This is a genomic window from Nonomuraea sp. NPDC049750 (assembly GCF_040659625.1).
Taxonomy (GTDB): Bacteria; Actinomycetota; Actinomycetes; order Streptosporangiales; family Streptosporangiaceae; genus Nonomuraea.
Genome location: NZ_JBFANB010000025.1, coordinates 121,397 through 139,571, shown reverse-complemented (window position 1 = coordinate 139,571; position 18,175 = coordinate 121,397). Strand labels below are relative to the sequence as shown.

Annotated in this window: 17 protein-coding genes; 11 read left to right on the top strand and 6 right to left on the bottom strand. The window is 68.5% G+C overall.

The features are described 5' to 3' along the window. Nucleotides 1-41: 41 nt before the first annotated feature. The gene (locus tag AB0J16_RS43665) at nt 42-1,229 is read left to right on the top strand and encodes an AAA family ATPase (protein ID WP_358551184.1); all 1,188 of its coding nucleotides are present in this window, start codon (nt 42-44) and stop codon (nt 1,227-1,229) included. A gap of 99 nt (nt 1,230-1,328) precedes the next feature. Continuing rightward, nucleotides 1,329-2,570, top strand: coding sequence for a S8 family peptidase (locus tag AB0J16_RS43660; protein WP_358551182.1), 1,242 nt, complete (start codon nt 1,329-1,331; stop codon nt 2,568-2,570). 112 nt (nt 2,571-2,682) lie between these two features. On the opposite strand, the gene AB0J16_RS43655 is transcribed toward AB0J16_RS43660, so the two are convergent. Beyond that, entirely contained in the window at nt 2,683-3,594 is a 912-nt protein-coding gene (locus AB0J16_RS43655; protein ID WP_358551180.1) for a serine/threonine dehydratase, read from the bottom strand. A 48-nt stretch (nt 3,595-3,642) separates the two neighbouring features. Continuing rightward, on the bottom strand, nt 3,643-4,815 hold the full coding sequence (locus AB0J16_RS43650; RefSeq protein WP_358551178.1) for an aminotransferase class I/II-fold pyridoxal phosphate-dependent enzyme: 1,173 nt from the start codon (nt 4,813-4,815) through the stop codon (nt 3,643-3,645). A 59-nt stretch (nt 4,816-4,874) separates the two neighbouring features. Between AB0J16_RS43650 and AB0J16_RS43645 the strand changes: the two genes are divergently transcribed. The 6 genes from AB0J16_RS43645 (at nt 4,875) to AB0J16_RS43620 (ending at nt 10,424) form a co-directional block, all read left to right on the top strand. After that, on the top strand, nt 4,875-6,308 hold the full coding sequence (locus tag AB0J16_RS43645) for a PLP-dependent aminotransferase family protein (RefSeq protein WP_358551176.1): 1,434 nt from the start codon (nt 4,875-4,877) through the stop codon (nt 6,306-6,308). 72 nt (nt 6,309-6,380) lie between these two features. Then, entirely contained in the window at nt 6,381-7,067 is a 687-nt protein-coding gene (locus tag AB0J16_RS43640; protein WP_358551174.1) for an alpha/beta hydrolase, read from the top strand. A 45-nt stretch (nt 7,068-7,112) separates the two neighbouring features. Next, nucleotides 7,113-8,000 carry an ABC transporter ATP-binding protein gene (locus AB0J16_RS43635; protein WP_358551172.1) on the top strand — a complete coding sequence of 296 codons (888 nt, stop codon included), beginning with the start codon at nt 7,113-7,115 and terminating at the stop codon, nt 7,998-8,000. Next, nucleotides 7,997-8,722: an ABC transporter permease gene (locus AB0J16_RS43630; RefSeq protein ID WP_358551170.1), complete on the top strand. Its 726-nt coding sequence runs from the start codon at nt 7,997-7,999 to the stop codon at nt 8,720-8,722. Before AB0J16_RS43635 ends, AB0J16_RS43630 begins: the two co-directional genes overlap by 4 nt. A gap of 11 nt (nt 8,723-8,733) precedes the next feature. Beyond that, the gene (locus AB0J16_RS43625) at nt 8,734-9,819 is read left to right on the top strand and encodes a histidine kinase (RefSeq protein WP_358551168.1); all 1,086 of its coding nucleotides are present in this window, start codon (nt 8,734-8,736) and stop codon (nt 9,817-9,819) included. Next, nucleotides 9,816-10,424, top strand: a complete 609-nt coding sequence (locus AB0J16_RS43620; protein ID WP_358205012.1) for a response regulator transcription factor — start codon at nt 9,816-9,818, stop codon at nt 10,422-10,424. Before AB0J16_RS43625 ends, AB0J16_RS43620 begins: the two co-directional genes overlap by 4 nt. Nucleotides 10,425-10,463: 39 nt before the next feature. On the opposite strand, the gene npdG is transcribed toward AB0J16_RS43620, so the two are convergent. Continuing rightward, nucleotides 10,464-11,114 (bottom strand): NADPH-dependent F420 reductase, encoded by a 651-nt coding sequence (gene npdG / locus AB0J16_RS43615; protein WP_357944648.1) that lies wholly within the window; start codon nt 11,112-11,114, stop codon nt 10,464-10,466. Between the two features lie 487 nt (nt 11,115-11,601). Here npdG and AB0J16_RS43610 point away from each other — a divergent pair, with 487 nt between their 5' ends. Then, nucleotides 11,602-13,023: a hypothetical protein gene (locus AB0J16_RS43610; protein WP_358551166.1), complete on the top strand. Its 1,422-nt coding sequence runs from the start codon at nt 11,602-11,604 to the stop codon at nt 13,021-13,023. Nucleotides 13,024-13,409: 386 nt separating this feature from the next. Here AB0J16_RS43610 and AB0J16_RS43605 read toward each other — a convergent pair whose 3' ends face one another. Further along, nucleotides 13,410-13,853, bottom strand: coding sequence for an ATP-binding protein (locus AB0J16_RS43605; RefSeq protein WP_358551164.1), 444 nt, complete (start codon nt 13,851-13,853; stop codon nt 13,410-13,412). A 671-nt stretch (nt 13,854-14,524) separates the two neighbouring features. Between AB0J16_RS43605 and AB0J16_RS43600 the strand changes: the two genes are divergently transcribed. Continuing rightward, nucleotides 14,525-15,373, top strand: coding sequence for a helix-turn-helix transcriptional regulator (locus tag AB0J16_RS43600; protein WP_358551162.1), 849 nt, complete (start codon nt 14,525-14,527; stop codon nt 15,371-15,373). A gap of 13 nt (nt 15,374-15,386) precedes the next feature. Further along, nucleotides 15,387-15,599: a DUF397 domain-containing protein gene (locus AB0J16_RS43595; protein WP_358551160.1), complete on the top strand. Its 213-nt coding sequence runs from the start codon at nt 15,387-15,389 to the stop codon at nt 15,597-15,599. 154 nt (nt 15,600-15,753) lie between these two features. Here AB0J16_RS43595 and AB0J16_RS43590 read toward each other — a convergent pair whose 3' ends face one another. Both AB0J16_RS43590 and AB0J16_RS43585 read right to left on the bottom strand, forming a co-directional pair. Beyond that, on the bottom strand, nt 15,754-16,113 hold the full coding sequence (locus AB0J16_RS43590; RefSeq protein WP_358551158.1) for a hypothetical protein: 360 nt from the start codon (nt 16,111-16,113) through the stop codon (nt 15,754-15,756). 1,563 nt (nt 16,114-17,676) lie between these two features. Continuing rightward, nucleotides 17,677-18,165 (bottom strand): hypothetical protein, encoded by a 489-nt coding sequence (locus AB0J16_RS43585; protein WP_358551156.1) that lies wholly within the window; start codon nt 18,163-18,165, stop codon nt 17,677-17,679. Nucleotides 18,166-18,175: the final 10 nt, after the last annotated feature.

Genomic DNA, 18,175 nt, shown 5'->3' with positions numbered 1-18,175 from the left:
TTTATTGACAGCTTATAGTCCGGCCGGTTGGGGTGCGCGTCATGCCTTTCGTGGGACGAGAGCACGAACTCCGCCAACTGGCCGACGCACTGAGCCGTCCCCCGCTCGTCCTCCTGATCGAGGGCGAGGCGGGGGTCGGCAAGACCCGGCTGCTGCATGAGCTCACCGGCCAGCCGATGCTCATCGGGAGCTGCCACCCCATGCGGTTCCCGTACGGGCCGGTCGTGGAGGCGTTGCGGGAGGTACGCCCGCTGCGCGACCTCAACCCGATCACCGGGGCGTTACGCCCGTTCCTCCCGGAGTGCGGCCATCTGCTGCCGCCCACCCCGCCCCCGATCCAGGACGCGATGGTGGAACGGCATCGGCTGTTCAGGGCGGTGCTGTCGCTGCTGGGTTCGCTGCGGCCGATCACGCTGGTGGTCGAGGACGTGCACTGGGTCGATCCGGGGACCAGGGAACTGCTGGCGTTCCTGGCCCGCTGCCTGCCCGACGGGGTCAACCTGGTGGTCACGTACCGCACGGAGGACCTGAGCCATCCCGTGACCGAACTGCTCGCGCATCTGCCACCGCGGATCGACCACGCCGAGATCGCCCTCGCCCCGCTCTCCACCGCCGAGACAGCCCTCCTGGTCAAGCATCTGCTGCCGGGCGCGGCCGACCTGTGGCCGCTCACCGGCGGCGTACCCCGCGCCATCGAGGAGCTGACCCGCATGCTGGCCGACGGCCAGGAGCCGGGCACGCCGCCCGCGCTGCGCGACGCCGTGCTGGTGAAGCTGGCCGCGCTGCCGCGCGCGGCGCGCCACATCGTGCAGGCGGCCTCCCAGGTCGAGCATCCGGTGTGCGAGGACGTGCTGACGGGCGTCGCGGGCGTGCCGCCGGAGCAGGGCGAGCGCGGCCTCACCGAGGCGGTACGGTGCGGCCTGCTGCGCGAGTGGGCACCCGGCAGGTACGGCCTGCGCCAGCCGCTGGTCAGGCAGGCCGTCTCGGAGACGATCACCCCGGCGGCGAGCCGGCGGCTCCGGCGCAGGCTGGCCGGCCCGGCCGTACCTCAGGGCACGCTGTCGCCGCGTGAGGAGGAGGTGGCCAGGCTGGCCGCGGACGGTCTGACCAACAAGGAGATCGCCGAGAGCCTGTTCCTGTCGCCGCGCACGGTGGAGGTGCACATCGCCAACGCGCTGCGCAAGCTCGGCCTCACCTCACGCAGGCAGCTCAACGTCGGCACTACGTAGTCGCGCAATACGTGTCCTCCACGTATGGCCGCGAGCGCGCTTCTGACTCATGTTTTCTGTGATCCCCATCCAATCCCCCAGGAAGGGTTCACACCTGTCATGCGACCACGCACCCTGATGCTCGCATCGCTCGTCGGCGCGCTGGCTCTGTCCGCGGCGCCGCTCCCCGTCTCGGCCGCCGCGCCGGAGACCAGCACGTACATTGTCCAGCTCAACCCCAACGTCCGCGCCGGCACGCAGGCCGCCGCCCAGGACCAGGTCAGCAGGTATGGCGGGCACCTGATCGGCGTCTATGAGGACGCCTTCAAGGGTTACACCGCCACTCTGACCGCGGAAGCCGCCGAGAAGCTGCGGCAGACCCCGAACGTGCTCACCGTCGAGAAGGACGCCGTCGTCACGGCGTTCGCGCAGACCGTCCCGACGGGCGTCCGGCGGATCTTCGCCCCCTCCAACCCGAACCTGGACATCGACGGCGTCGACGACGTCCAGATCAACACGGACGTGGCCGTCGTGGACACCGGGGTGGACTACACCCATCCCGACCTGAACGTGGTGGCCCGGACCAACTGCGTGACCGGCGTCTGCGTGAACAACACGGGCACCGACGACAACGGCCACGGTTCGCACGTCGCGGGCATCATCGGCGCGCGCGACAACACCATCGGCTCCGTCGGCGTGGCCCCGGCCGCCCGCATCCACGCGGTGAAGGTGCTCAACGCGGCCGGCTCAGGCACCCTGTCGGCCATCGCCGCCGGGCTCAACTGGGTCGTGGCCCGCGCCTCCACCATCGAGGTCATCAACCTGAGCCTCGGCTGCAATGGATGCACGAGCAGCGCGATCAGCACCGCGATCACGAACGCCACCAACGCCGGCATCGTGGTCGTCGTGGCGGCGGGCAACAACCACGCGAACGCCTCGTCGTTCTTCCCGGCCAACCACCCCGACGTGGTCACCGTCTCGGCGCTGACCGACAACGACGGGCTGGCGGGCGGCCTCGGCGGCAGCACGCTGTCGTGCCGCAGCGAGACCGACCAGGACGACACCTCGGCGTTCTACTCCAACTTCGGCGCCACGATCGAGATCACCGCACCCGGCACCTGCATCTACTCGACGTGGATGAACGGCGGCTACAACACGATCAGCGGCACCTCGATGGCCAGTCCGCACGTCGCGGGCGCGGCCGGCATCCTCACCTCGGGCGCCCGCAAGCCCACCACCCGGGCAGGGGCGCTGGCCGTGCGGAGCAAGCTGATCTCCACCGGCAACTCCAACTGGACCGACGACTCGGGCGACGGCGTCAAGGAGCCGCTGCTCGACGTACACGACGCGACGCAGTACTGACCCCTCCACCTCACTGACCGCTCCCCCTCACTGACCGCTCCCCCTCCAGGTGCCCGGCACGCCGGGCGCCTGGAACGGCGGTGTCAGGCCGGCGTGGCGCCTGAACGGCGGGTCAGGCGAGCGTGGCGGGGTCGGTGTTAGCGCCGCACACCACGACCGCGACCCGCTCGCCGTCGGCGGGCACGTACGCCCCGGACAGCAGCGCGGCGTACGCGGCCGCTCCCGCGTGTTCGGTGGCCAGCCGGTGCTCCTGCCAGAGGGCATGGCGGGCGGCCACGATCGCGTCGTCGGACACGAGCACGCTCTGGACGTCCGCCCGGGAGAGGACATCGTAGGCCACGCCGCCGACCTGGCTCGCGCCCAGCGCGTCCGCTCCCACGCCGCTGACCTGCACCGGCACCGGATGGCCCGCCCGCAGCGCCTCGTGCAGGGTCGGGCACAGCACCGGCTCGACGGCGACGATCCGCGGCCCGCTCCCGACACCGACCGTGATGCCCGCGGCGAAACCGCCGCCTCCCACGGCCACCACCACCGTGTCCACCCCGCCCGTCTGCGCCATCAACTCCAGACCCGTGGTCCCCTGCCCCGCCACGACCTCCGGCTGGTCATAGGCGTGCACCGTGAGCGCCCCGGTCTCCGCCGCCCGCTTGGCCGCCGCCTCCGCGGCCTCCGAGTAGATGGCCCCGATCTGGTTGATCTCCGCGCCCAGCCGCCGCAGCCCGGCCACCTTCACCGGGCTGGTCACCTCCGGTACGAAGATCTCCGCCCGGACGCCCAGCGCCCTGGCGGCGTAGGCGACGGCGAGCCCGTGGTTGCCGCCGCTGGCCGCGATCACCCCGCTCGGCGGCAGCTCACCGGCCGACAGGATGCGGTTGAACGCCCCTCGCACCTTGAACGACCCCGAGTGCTGCAGCTGCTCCAGCTTGAAGAACAGCCCGGGAGAGATCTCGAGCACCGGTGTACGCAGCACATGCCCGCCGATCCGCGCGGCCGCGCTCGTCACGTCCTCGTACGTCACCGTCATCGAGATCTCCCTCCGAAGCATTTAGGCATTTTCCTAACTCCCTAAGCGCTATGTCAACGCCTGGGAGATGTCCGCCCACAGATCCTCGGGGTGCTCGATGCCCACGGCGATGCGTACGGTGCCCTCGCTAACCCCGTGCCTGGCCAGCTCCTCGGCGCTGAGCCCGAGGTGCGACGTGGTCGCCGGGTGCATGACGAGCGTCTCGACACCGCCCAGCGAGGGGGCCAGCAGCGCCAGCTTGATCGAGGCCATGAACTTCTCCCCCGCGGCCCGGCCGCCGACGAGATCGAAGGAGAACACGCCGCCGAAGTCGGGCAGGAGCTTGGCCGCCAACTCGTACGACGGGTGCGACGGCAGTCCCGGCCAGTGCACGGCGGCGACCGCCGGATGCTCGGCGAGCCGGGTGGCGAGCAGGCGGGTGTTGGCGCAGTGGCGTTCCATGCGCAGCGCCAGCGTCTGGATCCCGCGCAGCGTCAGCCAAGCGGCGAACGGGTCCGCCGAGGCGCCCAGCTTCGTCGCGAAGCGCCACACCTTCTCGTACAGCTCCTCGTCGGCGAACACCGCGATGCCGCCCACCACATCCGTGTGCCCGGACAGGTACTTGGTCGTGGAGTGGACGACGATGTCGGCGCCGTGTTCGATGGGCCGGCACAGTATGGGCGTGGCGAAGGTGTTGTCCACGACGGACACGATGCCGAGCTCCCGCGCGACGGCGAACATCCCGGGCAGGTCGGCGACCTGGGCGATCGGGTTGGCGATGGTCTCCAGGTAGACGAGCCTGGTCTCGGGGCGCACGGCGGCGCGCAGGGCGGCGGGGTCGTCCTCGGGCACGTAGGTGACCTCGACGCCGAACCTGGCGACCAGGTCGTTGATCATCCCGGCCGTCCCGCCGTACAGGGCCTTCTGGGCGATCAGGTGGTCGCCCGGCTTGAGCAGGCCCAGCAGCACGGTGTTGATCGCGCCCATGCCGGAGCCGGTGGCCATGGCGGCGACGCCGCCTTCCAGGCCGGAGACGGCCAGCTCCAGGGCTCGGACGGTGGGGTTGCTGTAGCGCCCGTACACGAACGGGCCGTCGGGGCGGCCCATAGCGTCGGCCATGATCGCCGGATCGTCGAAGACGAAGCCGGAGGTCTGGTAGATGGGCATCGTGATCGGACGGCTGCCCTCGATGGGTGGCTGGGGCAGATGCACGGCTCGGGTCTCGGGGTGCAGTTCGCTCATACAGCGAGAATGTCCCAAGATGTGGCCTTTTGTCAGATCCAATGATAGAGAATTGGTCCATGAATGGGGCCAATCTTGATGACCTCGTCGATCTGCTGGGCCGCTGGGCATCCGGGCGCGGGCCTCTCTACCTGCTGCTCACGGGCCGCCTGCGGGCGCTCATCGACGACGGTGTACTGCCGCCCGGCGAGCAGCTGCCGCCCGACCGGGCGCTGGCCAGGCGGCTGGCGGTCGGCCGGGGCACCGTCGTGGCCGCCTACGACCTGCTCCAGCAGGAGGGGCGCGTGGTGCGCCGCCAGGGCAGCGGCACCCGCGTCGCGGCCTGCGACCTGCCCTCGACCCGCGCCACGGACAGCGTCGTCGCCAATCCGCTGCTCCTGCACATCCTCCATCCCCCGGACGGCGTACAGCTGCTGACCTGCGCCGCCCCCGACGACCCGCCGCCCGAGCTGATCGAGGCGTACCAGGTGGCGGCCGGCCGCCTCGCCGGTATGCGCGACCTGGGCTACCAGCCCGCCGGGAACCCCGCCCTGCGCGAGGCCGTCGCCGCCTACTACCGCGAGCGCGGCGTGCCCACCACCGCCGGGGAGATCCTCATCACCAACGGCGCGCAGCAGGCGCTGACGCTGCTCGCGGGCCTGCTGATCTCGCCGGGGGACATCGTGCTGACCGGGTCGCCGACGTATCCGGGCGCGCTGGAGGTGTTCAGGCACGCCGCCGCGGCCGTCCGGCCGGTGACGCTGTCCCCGGTCCCCGCCGAGGCGATGCGCGAACGGCCCGCCCTGGTGTACGCCGTGCCGACCGCCAGCAACCCCGCCGGTTCCATCATGGAATCGGCCGACCGCAGGCGCCTGGCCGCCCTCGCCGCCGAGTACGACGTGCCGGTGATCGACGACGAGGTCTGCGCGGAGCTCTGCTTCTCCGGTGAGATCCCGCCGCCGCTGGCCGCGTACGGGTCCGGCGAGCAGGTGATCACGATCGCCTCGCTGAGCAAGCTGGTCTGGGGCGGGCTGCGGGTGGGCTGGATCCGGGCGTCCGCGCCGCTGGTCTCGCGGCTGGCCCGGCTGCGGGCCGTACACGATCTGGGGGGCGAGATCCTCGGCCAGCTCGCCGCCGCCACGCTGCTGGGACGACTGGACGAGATCAGGCGGGCGCGCGTACGGACGCTGCGGGCGCGCCACGAGCACCTCTGCGCCGAACTGCGCGAACACCTGCCCTCGTGGGAGTTCGAGCCCGCGCGCGGCGGCCAGACGATCTGGGTACGGCTGCCGCGCGGCGAGGCCGACTCGTTCGCGCAGGTGGCGCTCAGGCACGGGGTGGCGGTGCCGCCGGGGCGCTCGTTCGACCCGCTCGGCGGGCATGCCGAGTACACGCGGCTGCACTTCCTGTTCCCCGAGGAGGAGCTGTCGCGGGCGGTCGCCGGCCTGGCGCGGGCCTGGCGCTCGTACGACGGCGCCCACGAGCCCGCCGCCCGCCACACGCTCATCGTCTGATCCGCTGTCCGCTAAGTCCGCCGACAGCTGACATCGGCGTCGCCGGATCACCGCGTGCGAGAAAGTGGAAGCATGAACGTGACGTTCGTGCTCGTGCACAGCCCGTCAGTGGGGCCTTCGACCTGGACGCCGGTGGCCGAGGCCCTGGGGCGCAGGGGTTATGCCGCCGTGGTGCCCGACCTGACCGGGGTGGCGCGGAGCGGCTCGCCGTACTGGCCGAAGGTGGTCGAGGCGGTGCGCGCGGCCGCGCCCGAGACGCCGCTCGTGCTGGTCCCGCACAGCAACGCGGGGCTCTTCCTGCCGGTGATCAAGGAGGGGCTGGGCGAGCGGGTGGTGTCGTGCGTGTTCGCCGACGCGCACATCCCGCCCCGTGACGGGCTGGTGCGGGCGGCGCAGGAGGCGTTCCTGCCGTTCCTGCGCGATCTGGCCGACGACGACGGCGTGCTGCCGCGCTGGTCCGACTGGTGGAGCGACGACGACGTGGCCGCCATGCTGCCCGACCCGCGCGTCCGCGCCACGGTGGTCGAGGAGCAGCCGCGCCTGCCGCTCGGCTACTACACCAAGCCCATTCCCGTCCCCGCCGGGTGGGACGCGGTCAGGTGCGCCTGCCTCTGGTACGGCCCGCCCTACGACAAAGTGGCCGAGGAGGCGCACGAGCGGGGCTGGCCGGTGCTGCGCACGCCCGGCGAGCACCTGCAGCAGGTCGTCGATCCCGAGGGGGTGACCGACGCGCTGCTCAAGCTCTCGCGGAAGTCGTGAATTCTTCACGGGCGCCGCACCGCACCTCCCGAAATAGTCGTACATATGACAGCGATTCATGTGGAAGACGTCAGGAAGCGCTACGGGGACTTCACGGCGGTCAACGGCATCTCGTTCGAGGTGGCCGAGGGGGAGATCTTCGCCCTCCTGGGCCACAACGGCGCGGGCAAGACCACGGTGATCGAGCTGCTGGCCGGGTTCCAGCAGCCGGACGGGGGCGCCTGCCGGGTGCTCGGCCTCGACCCCGCAAGGGACCGGGCGGCCGTCAGACGGCGCACCGGCATCATGCTGCAGGACGCCGGGTTCTTCCCGGATCTGACCGTCGCGCAGACCGTCGACATCTGGCGTGACCTCATCGTCACGCCGAGGCCCCGCGAGGAGGCGCTGGAGCTGGCGGGCCTGCTGCCGAAGGCGGGCACCCGGGTGCGCCAGCTCTCCGGCGGCGAGAAGCGGCGGCTCGACCTGGCGCTGGCCCTGCTGGGCCGGCCCGAGGTCCTGTTCCTGGACGAGCCGACCACCGGCATGGATCCCGAGGCGCGCCGCAACACCTGGGAGGTCATCCGCGACCTGGCCGGGCAGGGCACCACGGTCCTGCTGACCACTCACTACCTGGACGAGGCGCAGCGGCTGGCCGCCTCGATGGCCATCATGGACGGGGGCGAGATCGTCGCGTCCGGCGGGATGGCGGAGACGCTCGCCGCGCGGAGCGGGCGGGTGGCGTTCCGGCTGCCGCCGGGGACCGCACCGGACGACCTGCCGCTCCCGGTCACCCTGGAGGGCGAGACGGCCGTGTGCCGGGCGGCCGACCCCGACCTGGCCGCGCAGACGCTGCTGAGCTGGGCAGCCGAACGCGGCCTGCGCCTGGCGGGCCTGGAGGTCCGCACCGCCACCCTCGAAGACCTCTTCCTCGACCTGTCCAGGAGCGCCCGATGAGCTACGCCGCGACCTACCGGCTCGGCACCAGACTGTTCTGGCAGGACCGGGCCATGCTGTTCGCCTCGGTGATCACGCCCGTGGGGCTGAGCGTCGGCCTGCCGGTGCTCATGCGGCATGTGACGGCCGACGGGGTGGCCAACGCCACTCAGCTCTCCCATGGCATGACCTCGATCCTGCTGTCGCTCACCGCGTTCATGAACGTCGCCGTGGCGCTGACCACGCGCCGCGACCAGCTCGTGCTCAAGCGGCTGCGTGCCACCGGGCTGACCGACGGGCAGATCCTCTCCGGCCAGATCGCCAGCACCGCCACGCAGACCGTGGTCGTGACCGCCCTGTGCGCCGTGGCGGTGCGCCTGCTCGCCGACGTGCCGGTCCCCGCGAACCCGCTGGTGTACGCCGGGGCGGTCGTCGTGGGTGCGGTCGTCATGGCCACGCTCGGCGTCGCCTACACCGCCGTGATCCCGCGCACCGAGCTGGCCGCCCCCATCACGATGCCCATCTTCCTGGTGTCCGGGATCGCCTCCGGCGCGATGGGCCCGATCCGCGAGGTCCTGCCCGCCTGGGTGGGGTCCGTACTCGACCTGCTGCCCACCTCCGCCGTCGTGCACGCCCTCAGGACCGGCGAGGTGGCGCTGCCCGCGCTGAACCTGGCCGTCTGGGCGGTCATCGGCGTCGTGGCGATCCGGCTCTGGTTCCGGTGGGAGCCCCGGCGGTCATAATAAGTCCGGACATGAACTCCTCCTCCGCGCAGCGGCTCGCCCGTGTCCTGATCACGGCCGTATCTGTCGCGTACTCGTTCATCGGGCTGCTCTACTTCGCCAGCGGCCCGCGCAACGGATTCGTGGCGAGCGCGGCCGTGATCGGCGTCGTCATGACCCATTACCTGAACATGCGGGCCGGGCTGCGCGGCGAGCGGCCGCCGCTCTTCCCGCTGACGCTGGTGCTGCAGGTGCTCGCCACGTACGTGCCCGACTACCTGCTGCCCTCGGGCTGGTCGGCCGTGACGGCGCCGATGCTGGCCGGAAGCCTGCTGGTCTTCCTGCCGCTGCGCTGGAGCGGTCCGCTGGTGGGCGCGATGACGCTGTGGGACGGCGGCTCGATCTTCGCCTGGTCCGCCAACCCGGTTTTAGCCCTCTTCTACGGTCTCTCCGTATCCACCACCGGCGCGATGATCTACGCCATGGTCCGGTTCGTCCGCGTGACCGTAGACCTCTCACACGCCAGGGCGGAGCTCGCCGAGGCCGCCGTACTCAAGGAACGGCTGCGCATCTCCCGTGACTTGCACGACGGGCTCGGCCGCAGCCTGACGGCGATCGCCCTCAAGGGCGACCTGGCCGCCCGCCTGATGGACCGCGACCCCACCGCGGCGCGCGGCGAGGTGGGTGAGCTGGTGCAGGTGGCGAGGGAGGCGGCGCAGGATGTACGGCAGGTGGCGCGGGGATACCGGGAGCTGTCACTGGTGAGCGAGGTGGATCGGGCGGTGGCGCTGCTGGAGTCGTCGGGGGTCGGCTGCCAGGTGCATCTGGTGGACGCCGCGCTGCCGGAGCGGTCGGAGGCGGCGCTGGCGTGGGGCGTGCGGGAGGCGGTCACCAACGTGCTGCGCCACAGCCGCGCCACCACCTGCACGATCAGCACATCCCTGACAGAGGATCGGCTGCGGCTCGAAGTGGTCAACGACGGCGCCGATCACGATGGCCACGAGTCCGGCGGGGGGTTGACCGGGCTGGCGGAGCGGGCCGCCCAGGCGGGCGGGACGGCCGGTGCCGCCGCGACGGGCAGCGGCGGATTCCGCCTGACCGTGGAGGTGCCCGCGTGATCCGAGTACTGCTGGCCGAGGACATGCACATGATCAGGGCGGCCCTCACGGCCCTACTCCGCCTGGAACCCGACATCGAGGTGGCCGCGGAGGTGACCCGGGGCGACGAGATCGTACCCGCCGCCCTGAAGACCCGGCCCGACGTGGCGATCGTGGACATCGACCTGCCGGTGATCGACGGCATCACCGCCGCCGCCGAGCTCCGCGAACGGCTTCCGTCGTGCCGTATCCTGGTGCTCACGGCGATGGGCCAGCCCGGCCAGGTGCGCCGCGCGCTCGGGGCGGGCATCGAGGCGTTCCTGGTCAAGGACGCGCCCGGCCACCGCCTGGCCGACGCCATCAGGCGCACCGCCGCCGGGCTCCGCGTACTCGACGCCGAACTGGTGGCATCGGCGATGGAGTACGGCGAGAGCCCCCTCACCCCACGGGAGACCACCGTGCTGCGGGAGGCCGCCCGTGGCGCGTCGGCGGAGGAGATCGCCGCCCGCCTCCACCTGTCGGCGGGCACGGTGCGCAACCACCTGACGGGAGCGATCACGAAGACGGGCGCCCGCAACAAGATCGACGCCATCCGCATCGCGGAGGACGCGGGCTGGCTCCCTTAAGAGTCGCGGAGGACGCGGGCCGGCTCCCTTAAATGGTCGTCACACGTCGGTGACGCGGACTCCGGCGTGGGCCTTGTACCGGCGGTTGATGGAGATCAGGTTCGCCGTCAGCGCCTCGACCTGGAAGGCGTTACGGAGCCGTCCGCCGTAGACGCCGCGCACGCCGGGAATGACCGACGCGAGCGCCTGCACCGTGTCGGTCGCCTCGCGGTCGTCACCGAGCACCAGCACGTCCAGATCGACCTTCTCCACGGCCGGATCCATCAGCACCACCGCCGACACGTGGTGGAAGGCCGCCACCACCCGGCTGTCCGGCAGCACCGCGGCGGCCTGCTGGGCGGCGCTCCCCTCCTCGACGGGCAGCGCGTAGGCGCCCTGCTTGTCGAAGCCCAGCGGATTGACGCAGTCGACCACGATCTTCCCGGCCAGCTCAGTGCGCAGCGACTCCAGCAGCGCCTTGTGCCCGTCGTACGGCACCGCCACGATCACCAGGTCGGCCTCGGTGGCGACCACCGCGTTCTCCGCTCCCCGGGCGCCGGAGCCGATCGACTCGGCCGCCTCCTGGGCCCGCCCCGCGTTCCGCGACCCGATCAGCACGGGGTGCCCGGCCAGCGCGAACCGCCGCGCCAGCCCCTTCCCCTGGTCTCCGGTCCCGCCCAGAATCCCGATCGAAACACCGCTCACAGTCATGTCGCATTCCTATCAGCTCAGTTGACCTCTGAGCGCAGCGGGCTGGTGCGGTGACGCGCCGATATCGGGCGCAAGGCATGGTCCCTCATGAGGGCGCGCTTCGCGCGTGTTGTTCGGGGCTGTTCTTCCCAGGGGCCCTGCCGGCCCCTTCGACCCCGGCCCTTGACCGTCTGGGTGACCATGATCGGACAGAGGCGGCGCCTGACGCAGTGCGTAGAAAGGGCTTGTGCACTCGCATGCGTGCCGCGACGTACATGCCACGGCCAGCGCAGACGTCGTCTCCTTGTCGTGGTCGGGCTCGGCCAGCCGATCGGCCACAAGCGGCAGTTGATGGGGCCTACTAGGTTGTCCCGTTCTTCAGCGACCGCTTTCCCGGCGTTGTTCGGCCGGTTAGTTTCGATCATTAGACCTGGCATCTGATCGGACCTGCTCAGGGGCGCGCTTCATCCCGCCCACGGCGCAGTCCATGCAGCGGAGGAACCCCCTGATGCGAGTTGTCCCCCTATTCACCGCGACGGTCGCTGTCCTGGCCGGCCTGACCGGCTTGACCACCCCGGCCACGGCACAGACCACACCCGCGCCCGCCGACACCACCCACACGCGGCCCATCGAGGTCCGCCGGGACCGCCCAGACCCGCGAGTGCCCATCATCGTCCGGAAGTCCGGCGAGGCGCTCATCGATCTGAACGCGTCCGCGCCGGGCACGGACTGGGCCAAGGCAGGCGCCGAGTCGGCCGTCGTATCCATCTCGGTCGACAACCGATATGTCGCCGACCTGGTGGTCTCCGGCGCCCAGCCCCTTCACCGGCAACTCGCCCTGGGCCGGCTCAAAGCCGGAGTACACCAGCTGCGCCTGCACTTCGCCGACGAGCGCTCCGCCGCGTCGAGCAAATCAGTCTCGATAGACGCGCTGAAGGTCTCGACCTACGCGCCGGGAAGCCCCGAATACCTGGTACTGCGCTACGCACCCGTCGTCTATGGCCGCAACATCGCCGCCCTCGGCACCCCGTACCAGAACGCGACCACCGACACCCCGCTCATCGCCTGGCACGACGCGGCACCGGCCACCACCCCCGGCCACACGAAGCTCACGTACTCGGTGATCTGGAGCAACGAGGACGGCGGCACCAACACCCCCGCGCTGATGGCCCGCTGGGGCCGCACGACCGACATCGAGTGGATCTACAGCGTCGAAGTCGACCAGAACGGCGACCGGGTCGCGGGCAGCGACACCTACCAGGCTCCCGACCACCAGACACTGCGCTTCTCCGGCCGGTACGAGAACGACCACGCCCTCCTGCAGACCTGCACGTCGAACAACAACATGTGCGACACCGTGGACGACCCGATGCGGTTCTTCCTGTCGTACCTGCCGACACTGCCGGCCAACCAGGCTCGCGAGTACCTCATGGACGCCAACCCCTGGACGTACGAGATCATGGCCAAGGAAATGCTCCGCGAGGGCAAGATCGAGGCCCCCTCAGCCACCACACCGACCACGCCTGACGTGAGCGACCAGCGCAACTACCTGTACGCGGTGGTCAAGAAGACCACGCAGCCGGCCAACGCGGGCTCATCCTGGGTCGGCGTCTCACTCGGCGTACGCCTCGTGAACGGCGAGACCGTCTATCTGTCAAACCACGTGGACCCGACCTGGTCCCTCCAGCGGGACGACCCGGCGGCGACCACAGTGGAGTTGCCCGCGGGGACGACGGCTGACGACATCGCCGAGGTGACCGCCAACCGCGTCGTGGTCGGCACCGACACCGGCGCCACCGTGCACGTCACGGGGATCAAGCGCGGCTTCCTCCTCGGCCAGAACTACCTCCCCCAGCAGTCCTTCCTGACCTGGAACGGCGACGTCACCCTCGACCAGACCACCACCTCAGCTGTCCTCTGGCACCGCTGACACCACCGCGTGGCGGGCGCCGACTGTCGCCCGCCACGCCCACATTGCACGGCCTGGACCCTCTTCTCAGTGGAGTAGACCGAGCAGCAAAGCGTTCCAATGCGTATCCGCCTGCCCGGCATGCCATCGGTCGCTTTCGTCGACGATCCACATGTTCGGCCCGATACGGATGCGTCGAATGAACCGCCGGCCGCCCGCCTGGCACAGTTCGTAGAAAGGGCTGCTGCACTCGCACGTACACGCGACCACGCGCACGCCACGGCCGCCGTCACACGGCGCGTTCCACGCCAGCGGCGCGGCATGCGATCGCGTCGGGGACACGTGCGGACTTGTGCAGCGAGGATGAAACCACACTTGATCGACCATCCAGGACGCCCCAAAGCACCTCAATTCCTCCCTCCCGCCCTTGCCACGCAGGCCGACGTCCCATCCTTCGTGGACATCGCCACCCACACCACCCGCCGCCGGTATGCCTCATCTCGCACACCCCACCCGGCCGCGAGCGCCTCCACCAGCCGCAGCCCTCGGCCGCCACACTCACCGGCATCGGCGTTACGCACCTCGGGAATGGTCACCGACCCTTCGTCGATCACCTCGATGTAGGCCGTCATGGCATCCACGGAGGAGATCTCCACCGTGACGAACCCGCCAGGCTCGCGAGAAGCGGAGTGGGACACGGCATTCGTCACCAACTCACTCACCACCAGCAGCACGTCGTTGAGGTCCTCGTGCCCGGCGACAATCAGCACCTCCCTCACACACCGGCGAGCCACCGCCACAGAACGCTCCACCCCCGGCAACACGATCTCGGCCAGGAACAACCCGCTCATAGCATCAGCTCCAACGTCCGACCCGGCGGGCTCGCATTGAACGCGTCCACTGGCTGAAGTGGGCCTCGCCCGCACGCGAACAGCCGCCGCGCTCCCCAGGACCTGGCCTGCACTCGCGCCGGCCGTCTCGCCGCCCTCAATGGGGCGACGAACGGCTCCCCGGTACTCAGTAACCGAACCGGGACAGGCACGCTCCCCTGACGCAGAACACAGGGCGGCCCCACCAGGCGGAGACACATCTCCTGGTCTCGGATGGGTCGCGTCCGGTTACGCCTCATCGCTCCAACCGCCCTTCGTTCCCGTGTATGTGAACTACGTCCTTGATCTGCGGTTGCGAGAAGGCTCTACTTCCGCACACCACGCGCAAACTGCTTGAAGCGGAAATTCGCTGCATTTTGCAGTCGAGGCATTACATGCAAAACCTCCTCGCATAACGGGCGTGCGGCGCCCTTCGCATATATGCGAAACATAGGACTGCTCCGCTTGCGTTGCATCTCTTAAGCCACCCTCGCCAGGGCTAATCAAGCGGGGCCGCGTTCTCGCAGCCCATGTGCGCAGCCTTCAGGCAAATCTGTAGTTGATCGACTACGGAAAGCTATACTGCACTAGCAGTGACTTCAAATGCAATACTGCATGCGCATCTCAAGCCCGGATTCAGCTAGGCTGATCGCGTGGCACGTCATAAGGCCCCGACCGCTCGCCTCCGGCGGCTTGCCGTGGAACTACGCCAGCTCAGAGAGCAAGCCGGACTAACTCATCTGCAGGTCGCAGAGGCAACCGGTCTTGTCCCCTCTACCTTGTTCCGTCTTGAATCCGCCAGCGCGAGACCGCAGGTTCGCACATTGCGAACCCTCCTAGATGTGTACAAAGTTCGCGATGAGCGCCGCGAGGAGTTGGAAGCCCTTCTCAAAGCCGCGTCAGAGCAGACATGGCTTCAACCCGTATCGGAGCATTTGCCTGGTCCGTACGCGGCCTATATCGGGTTTGAACAGGAGGCGACAACCCTCCTCAACTATGAATCCTCGTTCATACCCGGACTTCTCCAGACGGAGAAGTACGCACGCGCCGCAATCATCGGCTCAGCACCGAGAGCGTCAGAGGACGAGGTGGAAGGTCGAGTGGCAGCCAGGCTGAAGCGCCAGGAGCTCTTGACGCGAACGCAGCCATTGGAGCTACAGGCAGTGATCGACGAGGCCGTGCTGCGCCGCAACGTCGGCGGCAGACCTACCATGCGTGCCCAGATTGAACGGCTGAGAGAGGCCGCCCACCTACCGAACGTCACTCTACGAGTGATCGTCTTCGACATCGGGGCACATCCAGGCATGTACGGAAGCTTCGCGATCCTCCGCTTCCGAGAGGCTCGGGATGTCGTCTACATAGAATCCGGCACGAGCGACCTCTTCCTCGAAAGCCAGGAGGATATCGGAGGGTATAACGTAATGTTTGAGCACCTCATGGCCAGGGCCGCCGATGCAGATACCACGGAAATCATCTTGGCGCGTGCCCTCGAACAGGCGTGAGAGGAGAGACGGCATGGAAGACAACGACCTGCTTGGTGCCAGTTGGCGGACCAGCAGCCTCAGTGGTGGAAACGGTCAGTGCGTAGAGGTTGCCTTCATCGGCCAGCGTGTAGCCGTGCGAGACAGCAAGAACCCTGACGCGGCAGTACTGATCTTTACCCCAGGCGAGTGGCGCGCCTTCACCGGCGGCGTCCACTTGAACGAATTCGAATTCCCTACCGACTGACCAGCCAGACCGCGACTGATCTCCTCACGGAGAACAATCTTTCCCGGAGTCGTCGAGAGCCCTCGCCATTCCCGGCGAGGGCTCAAATATGAGTTCGCATGCGCCCTGGCGGAACGTGTGGGGAACTGCCACTGCCAAGCACCATAGGTCGGTCTCAAGGAGCCGGCCACGCGCCGCTGCTGCTGTCGGCCGCCAAGCGTGAGCAGATCCGTGAACTGGCCGCCGATCTCCCGGCGCCGTAGCCTACCGACAACAGCTCCAGCGCCGGTCGCAAGCAACTCCAGCGCGCCATCATCGAGGCCGTCACCGTCACTGTCCATGGCGAATCCGAGCAGATCACCTGGGCAGGCAGACGCACCGCCACCACCGATGACTCGCTTCTCCGGCCGCCCGGCTGGAGAAGCTGGCGTAACAGCCGCGGCTTGTCGTGCTGGTCCTGCAATTCGACAACGCCGATCCGACCAGCGCCCAGATCATCGACCGGCTCAAAGTCGAAAGCCTGCGCCCTCCCCACAGGTCGCCATCTTCGGAGCGCAGACGATCCGGGATCTGGTGCGCCACCTGCGCAACACCACCGACCAACCGGGCCGAAACCTGGCCTAAGCGCCACACACCCAGCCACAATGCCTGGTGGCCAGCCGAACTCGCCCGCACACTGGCCGTGCCCCCAATCGCCCTCTACAACTGGATCCGCCGCGACCGGGTGACCGCAACCCACGACTCTACGAATTCAGCCTGTGGTAGCGCACAATAGCCGCCATGAGCTATCTCGCCTCAACAGACAACCAGGGCCTACTGCAATTTCTGGGCAGTTGGTACGGCAACGCAACGTCCCCTAACTCAAGCTTGAGAGAAGCGTCTGCAGCGCCCAGGGAGCTTGTTGAATGGCATGATATCTCCGCACGATGGGACGGAGTGATCACCTCGCACAACTACGCCATTCCAGTTTCGGAACTCACGCCAGAGGACGGAAAGGTACCCTTCTGGGTCGAGAACCAAGGAACTTGGATATGGGCATTCGACCCGGACGATGAAGCTCACTAGGTATACGAGCGAGAGCCATCCGATAACCCGAACCCATGGACACGCACTGGCGAACAGCTCTCAGACTTTTTTATTCACGCCACAGTCATCGAGGCAATCCTGGGAGCTCCTGCAAGTAAATTTGCGCGAGAAGTACAGGCCGATTGGATCCGATCCCAGGAAGGGAGTCGCGAGTTCGGCCTTCCGGCATGGAACTGGCCGACTCGCGATTCACGTATCTTCCTCGGCGAGCAGTGGCTGGCCCTCGTACACCCGAGCGACGAACCCAAAGCGGGATACGACATCACTTTGGCAGCGATTACACCAGAGCACCTCGCGTGGGCGGACAATACTCCAGAAATCAAGTGGCGCTCCTACTCTGCTACTCAGAACTACACAACTGATGAATCGCTCCCTTGGTAGGTAGCCAGAAACTCGCCCTCCGCACCGGACTCCGCAAAGGCGAACTCCTCGGCCTGCACTGGGAAGACCTCGACCTCAACAGCGGCACCGCCGGCATCCGCCGCTCACTCCAAGGCACCCCGAGCGGCGGCCTGACCGCCCTACCCACCCACCAAGACCCGCGCCTCCGAACGCCGCATCACCCTGCCGACGGGGTGCGTCCACTCACTGAAGAGCCACCAGGAACGCCAGGAAGCAGAACGCAAGGTGGCCGGGGTGAGATGGAACACAGGCGGGAATGGATACCTTCGGTCGGCTGCTCGACTGGGCCGGGCTCCGCCGCATCCGCTTCCATGACCTGAGCCACTCGACGCCCACCCTGCTCCTGGAGTAAGGCGTCGACCTCGTCGTTATCCAAAGAACTCCTCGGCCACGCCCATATCGGCGTCACGCCGGCGTCTACGCTCACGTCCGGCTCCGCCTCCAACCGCAGGCCGTCGACACCCTGGGCAACGCCCTTGGCCCGGCCAACGACGACCCAGACGGCCCACTCGCCGCAGCAACCGTCCGCTGACGTTGCTGTCAGCGTTGCCATCAAACGACGCAGGGGTCCCACTGGAACACGCCAGTGGGACCCCTGTCATTTCACCCTCTATTCGCGGGGCATCGAGTCCATCCACTCCGGCGAGAACCGCTGAATTACTGGGTTATCGGCCAGTCCGGGGACATTTTCAGTCAGACGAGTATGGGCCTCTCGCAGGAAGTCATCGAAAGCGCCAACGAGCTCTTCCTGCTCCACGGAGACCTGCCACTGATGCTTCGATGACGTAATTTCGACTTGATCAGCCTTACGTCGCAAGCGGATGACTTCATCATCTTCCGTGAAGCCGATTGCCGTATCTTCTCCCGACGAGATACGACTCAACGCGTGGCAGAGAGAAAGGGCTAGATCGACGAGGGTCACATGCCCCTCGCTGGAGATGACCTTAACCTCGTCAACCACAAGCTCGGCACTTACCCCGAAGTACTTGTAGCAGAGGTCCATCTCGCTGATGGCCGCTGGGTTGACCTGGAAGGCCCTGTCCCAGGTATCGCGCCAGGGCGACCCAGCTTTCGGTACCTCGAAAGAGAAACGAATCATAAATTCCTCA

Coding starts and splice junctions, on each gene's coding strand:
- AB0J16_RS43665 (WP_358551184.1), top strand. CDS start 42: ATGCCTTTCGTGGGACGAGAGCACGAACTCCGCCAACTGGCCGACGCA.
- AB0J16_RS43660 (WP_358551182.1), top strand. CDS start 1,329: ATGCGACCACGCACCCTGATGCTCGCATCGCTCGTCGGCGCGCTGGCT.
- AB0J16_RS43655 (WP_358551180.1), bottom strand. CDS start 3,594: ATGACGGTGACGTACGAGGACGTGACGAGCGCGGCCGCGCGGATCGGC.
- AB0J16_RS43650 (WP_358551178.1), bottom strand. CDS start 4,815: ATGAGCGAACTGCACCCCGAGACCCGAGCCGTGCATCTGCCCCAGCCA.
- AB0J16_RS43645 (WP_358551176.1), top strand. CDS start 4,875: ATGAATGGGGCCAATCTTGATGACCTCGTCGATCTGCTGGGCCGCTGG.
- AB0J16_RS43640 (WP_358551174.1), top strand. CDS start 6,381: ATGAACGTGACGTTCGTGCTCGTGCACAGCCCGTCAGTGGGGCCTTCG.
- AB0J16_RS43635 (WP_358551172.1), top strand. CDS start 7,113: ATGACAGCGATTCATGTGGAAGACGTCAGGAAGCGCTACGGGGACTTC.
- AB0J16_RS43630 (WP_358551170.1), top strand. CDS start 7,997: ATGAGCTACGCCGCGACCTACCGGCTCGGCACCAGACTGTTCTGGCAG.
- AB0J16_RS43625 (WP_358551168.1), top strand. CDS start 8,734: ATGAACTCCTCCTCCGCGCAGCGGCTCGCCCGTGTCCTGATCACGGCC.
- npdG (WP_357944648.1), bottom strand. CDS start 11,114: ATGACTGTGAGCGGTGTTTCGATCGGGATTCTGGGCGGGACCGGAGAC.
- AB0J16_RS43610 (WP_358551166.1), top strand. CDS start 11,602: ATGCGAGTTGTCCCCCTATTCACCGCGACGGTCGCTGTCCTGGCCGGC.
- AB0J16_RS43605 (WP_358551164.1), bottom strand. CDS start 13,853: ATGAGCGGGTTGTTCCTGGCCGAGATCGTGTTGCCGGGGGTGGAGCGT.
- AB0J16_RS43595 (WP_358551160.1), top strand. CDS start 15,387: ATGGAAGACAACGACCTGCTTGGTGCCAGTTGGCGGACCAGCAGCCTC.
- AB0J16_RS43585 (WP_358551156.1), bottom strand. CDS start 18,165: ATGATTCGTTTCTCTTTCGAGGTACCGAAAGCTGGGTCGCCCTGGCGC.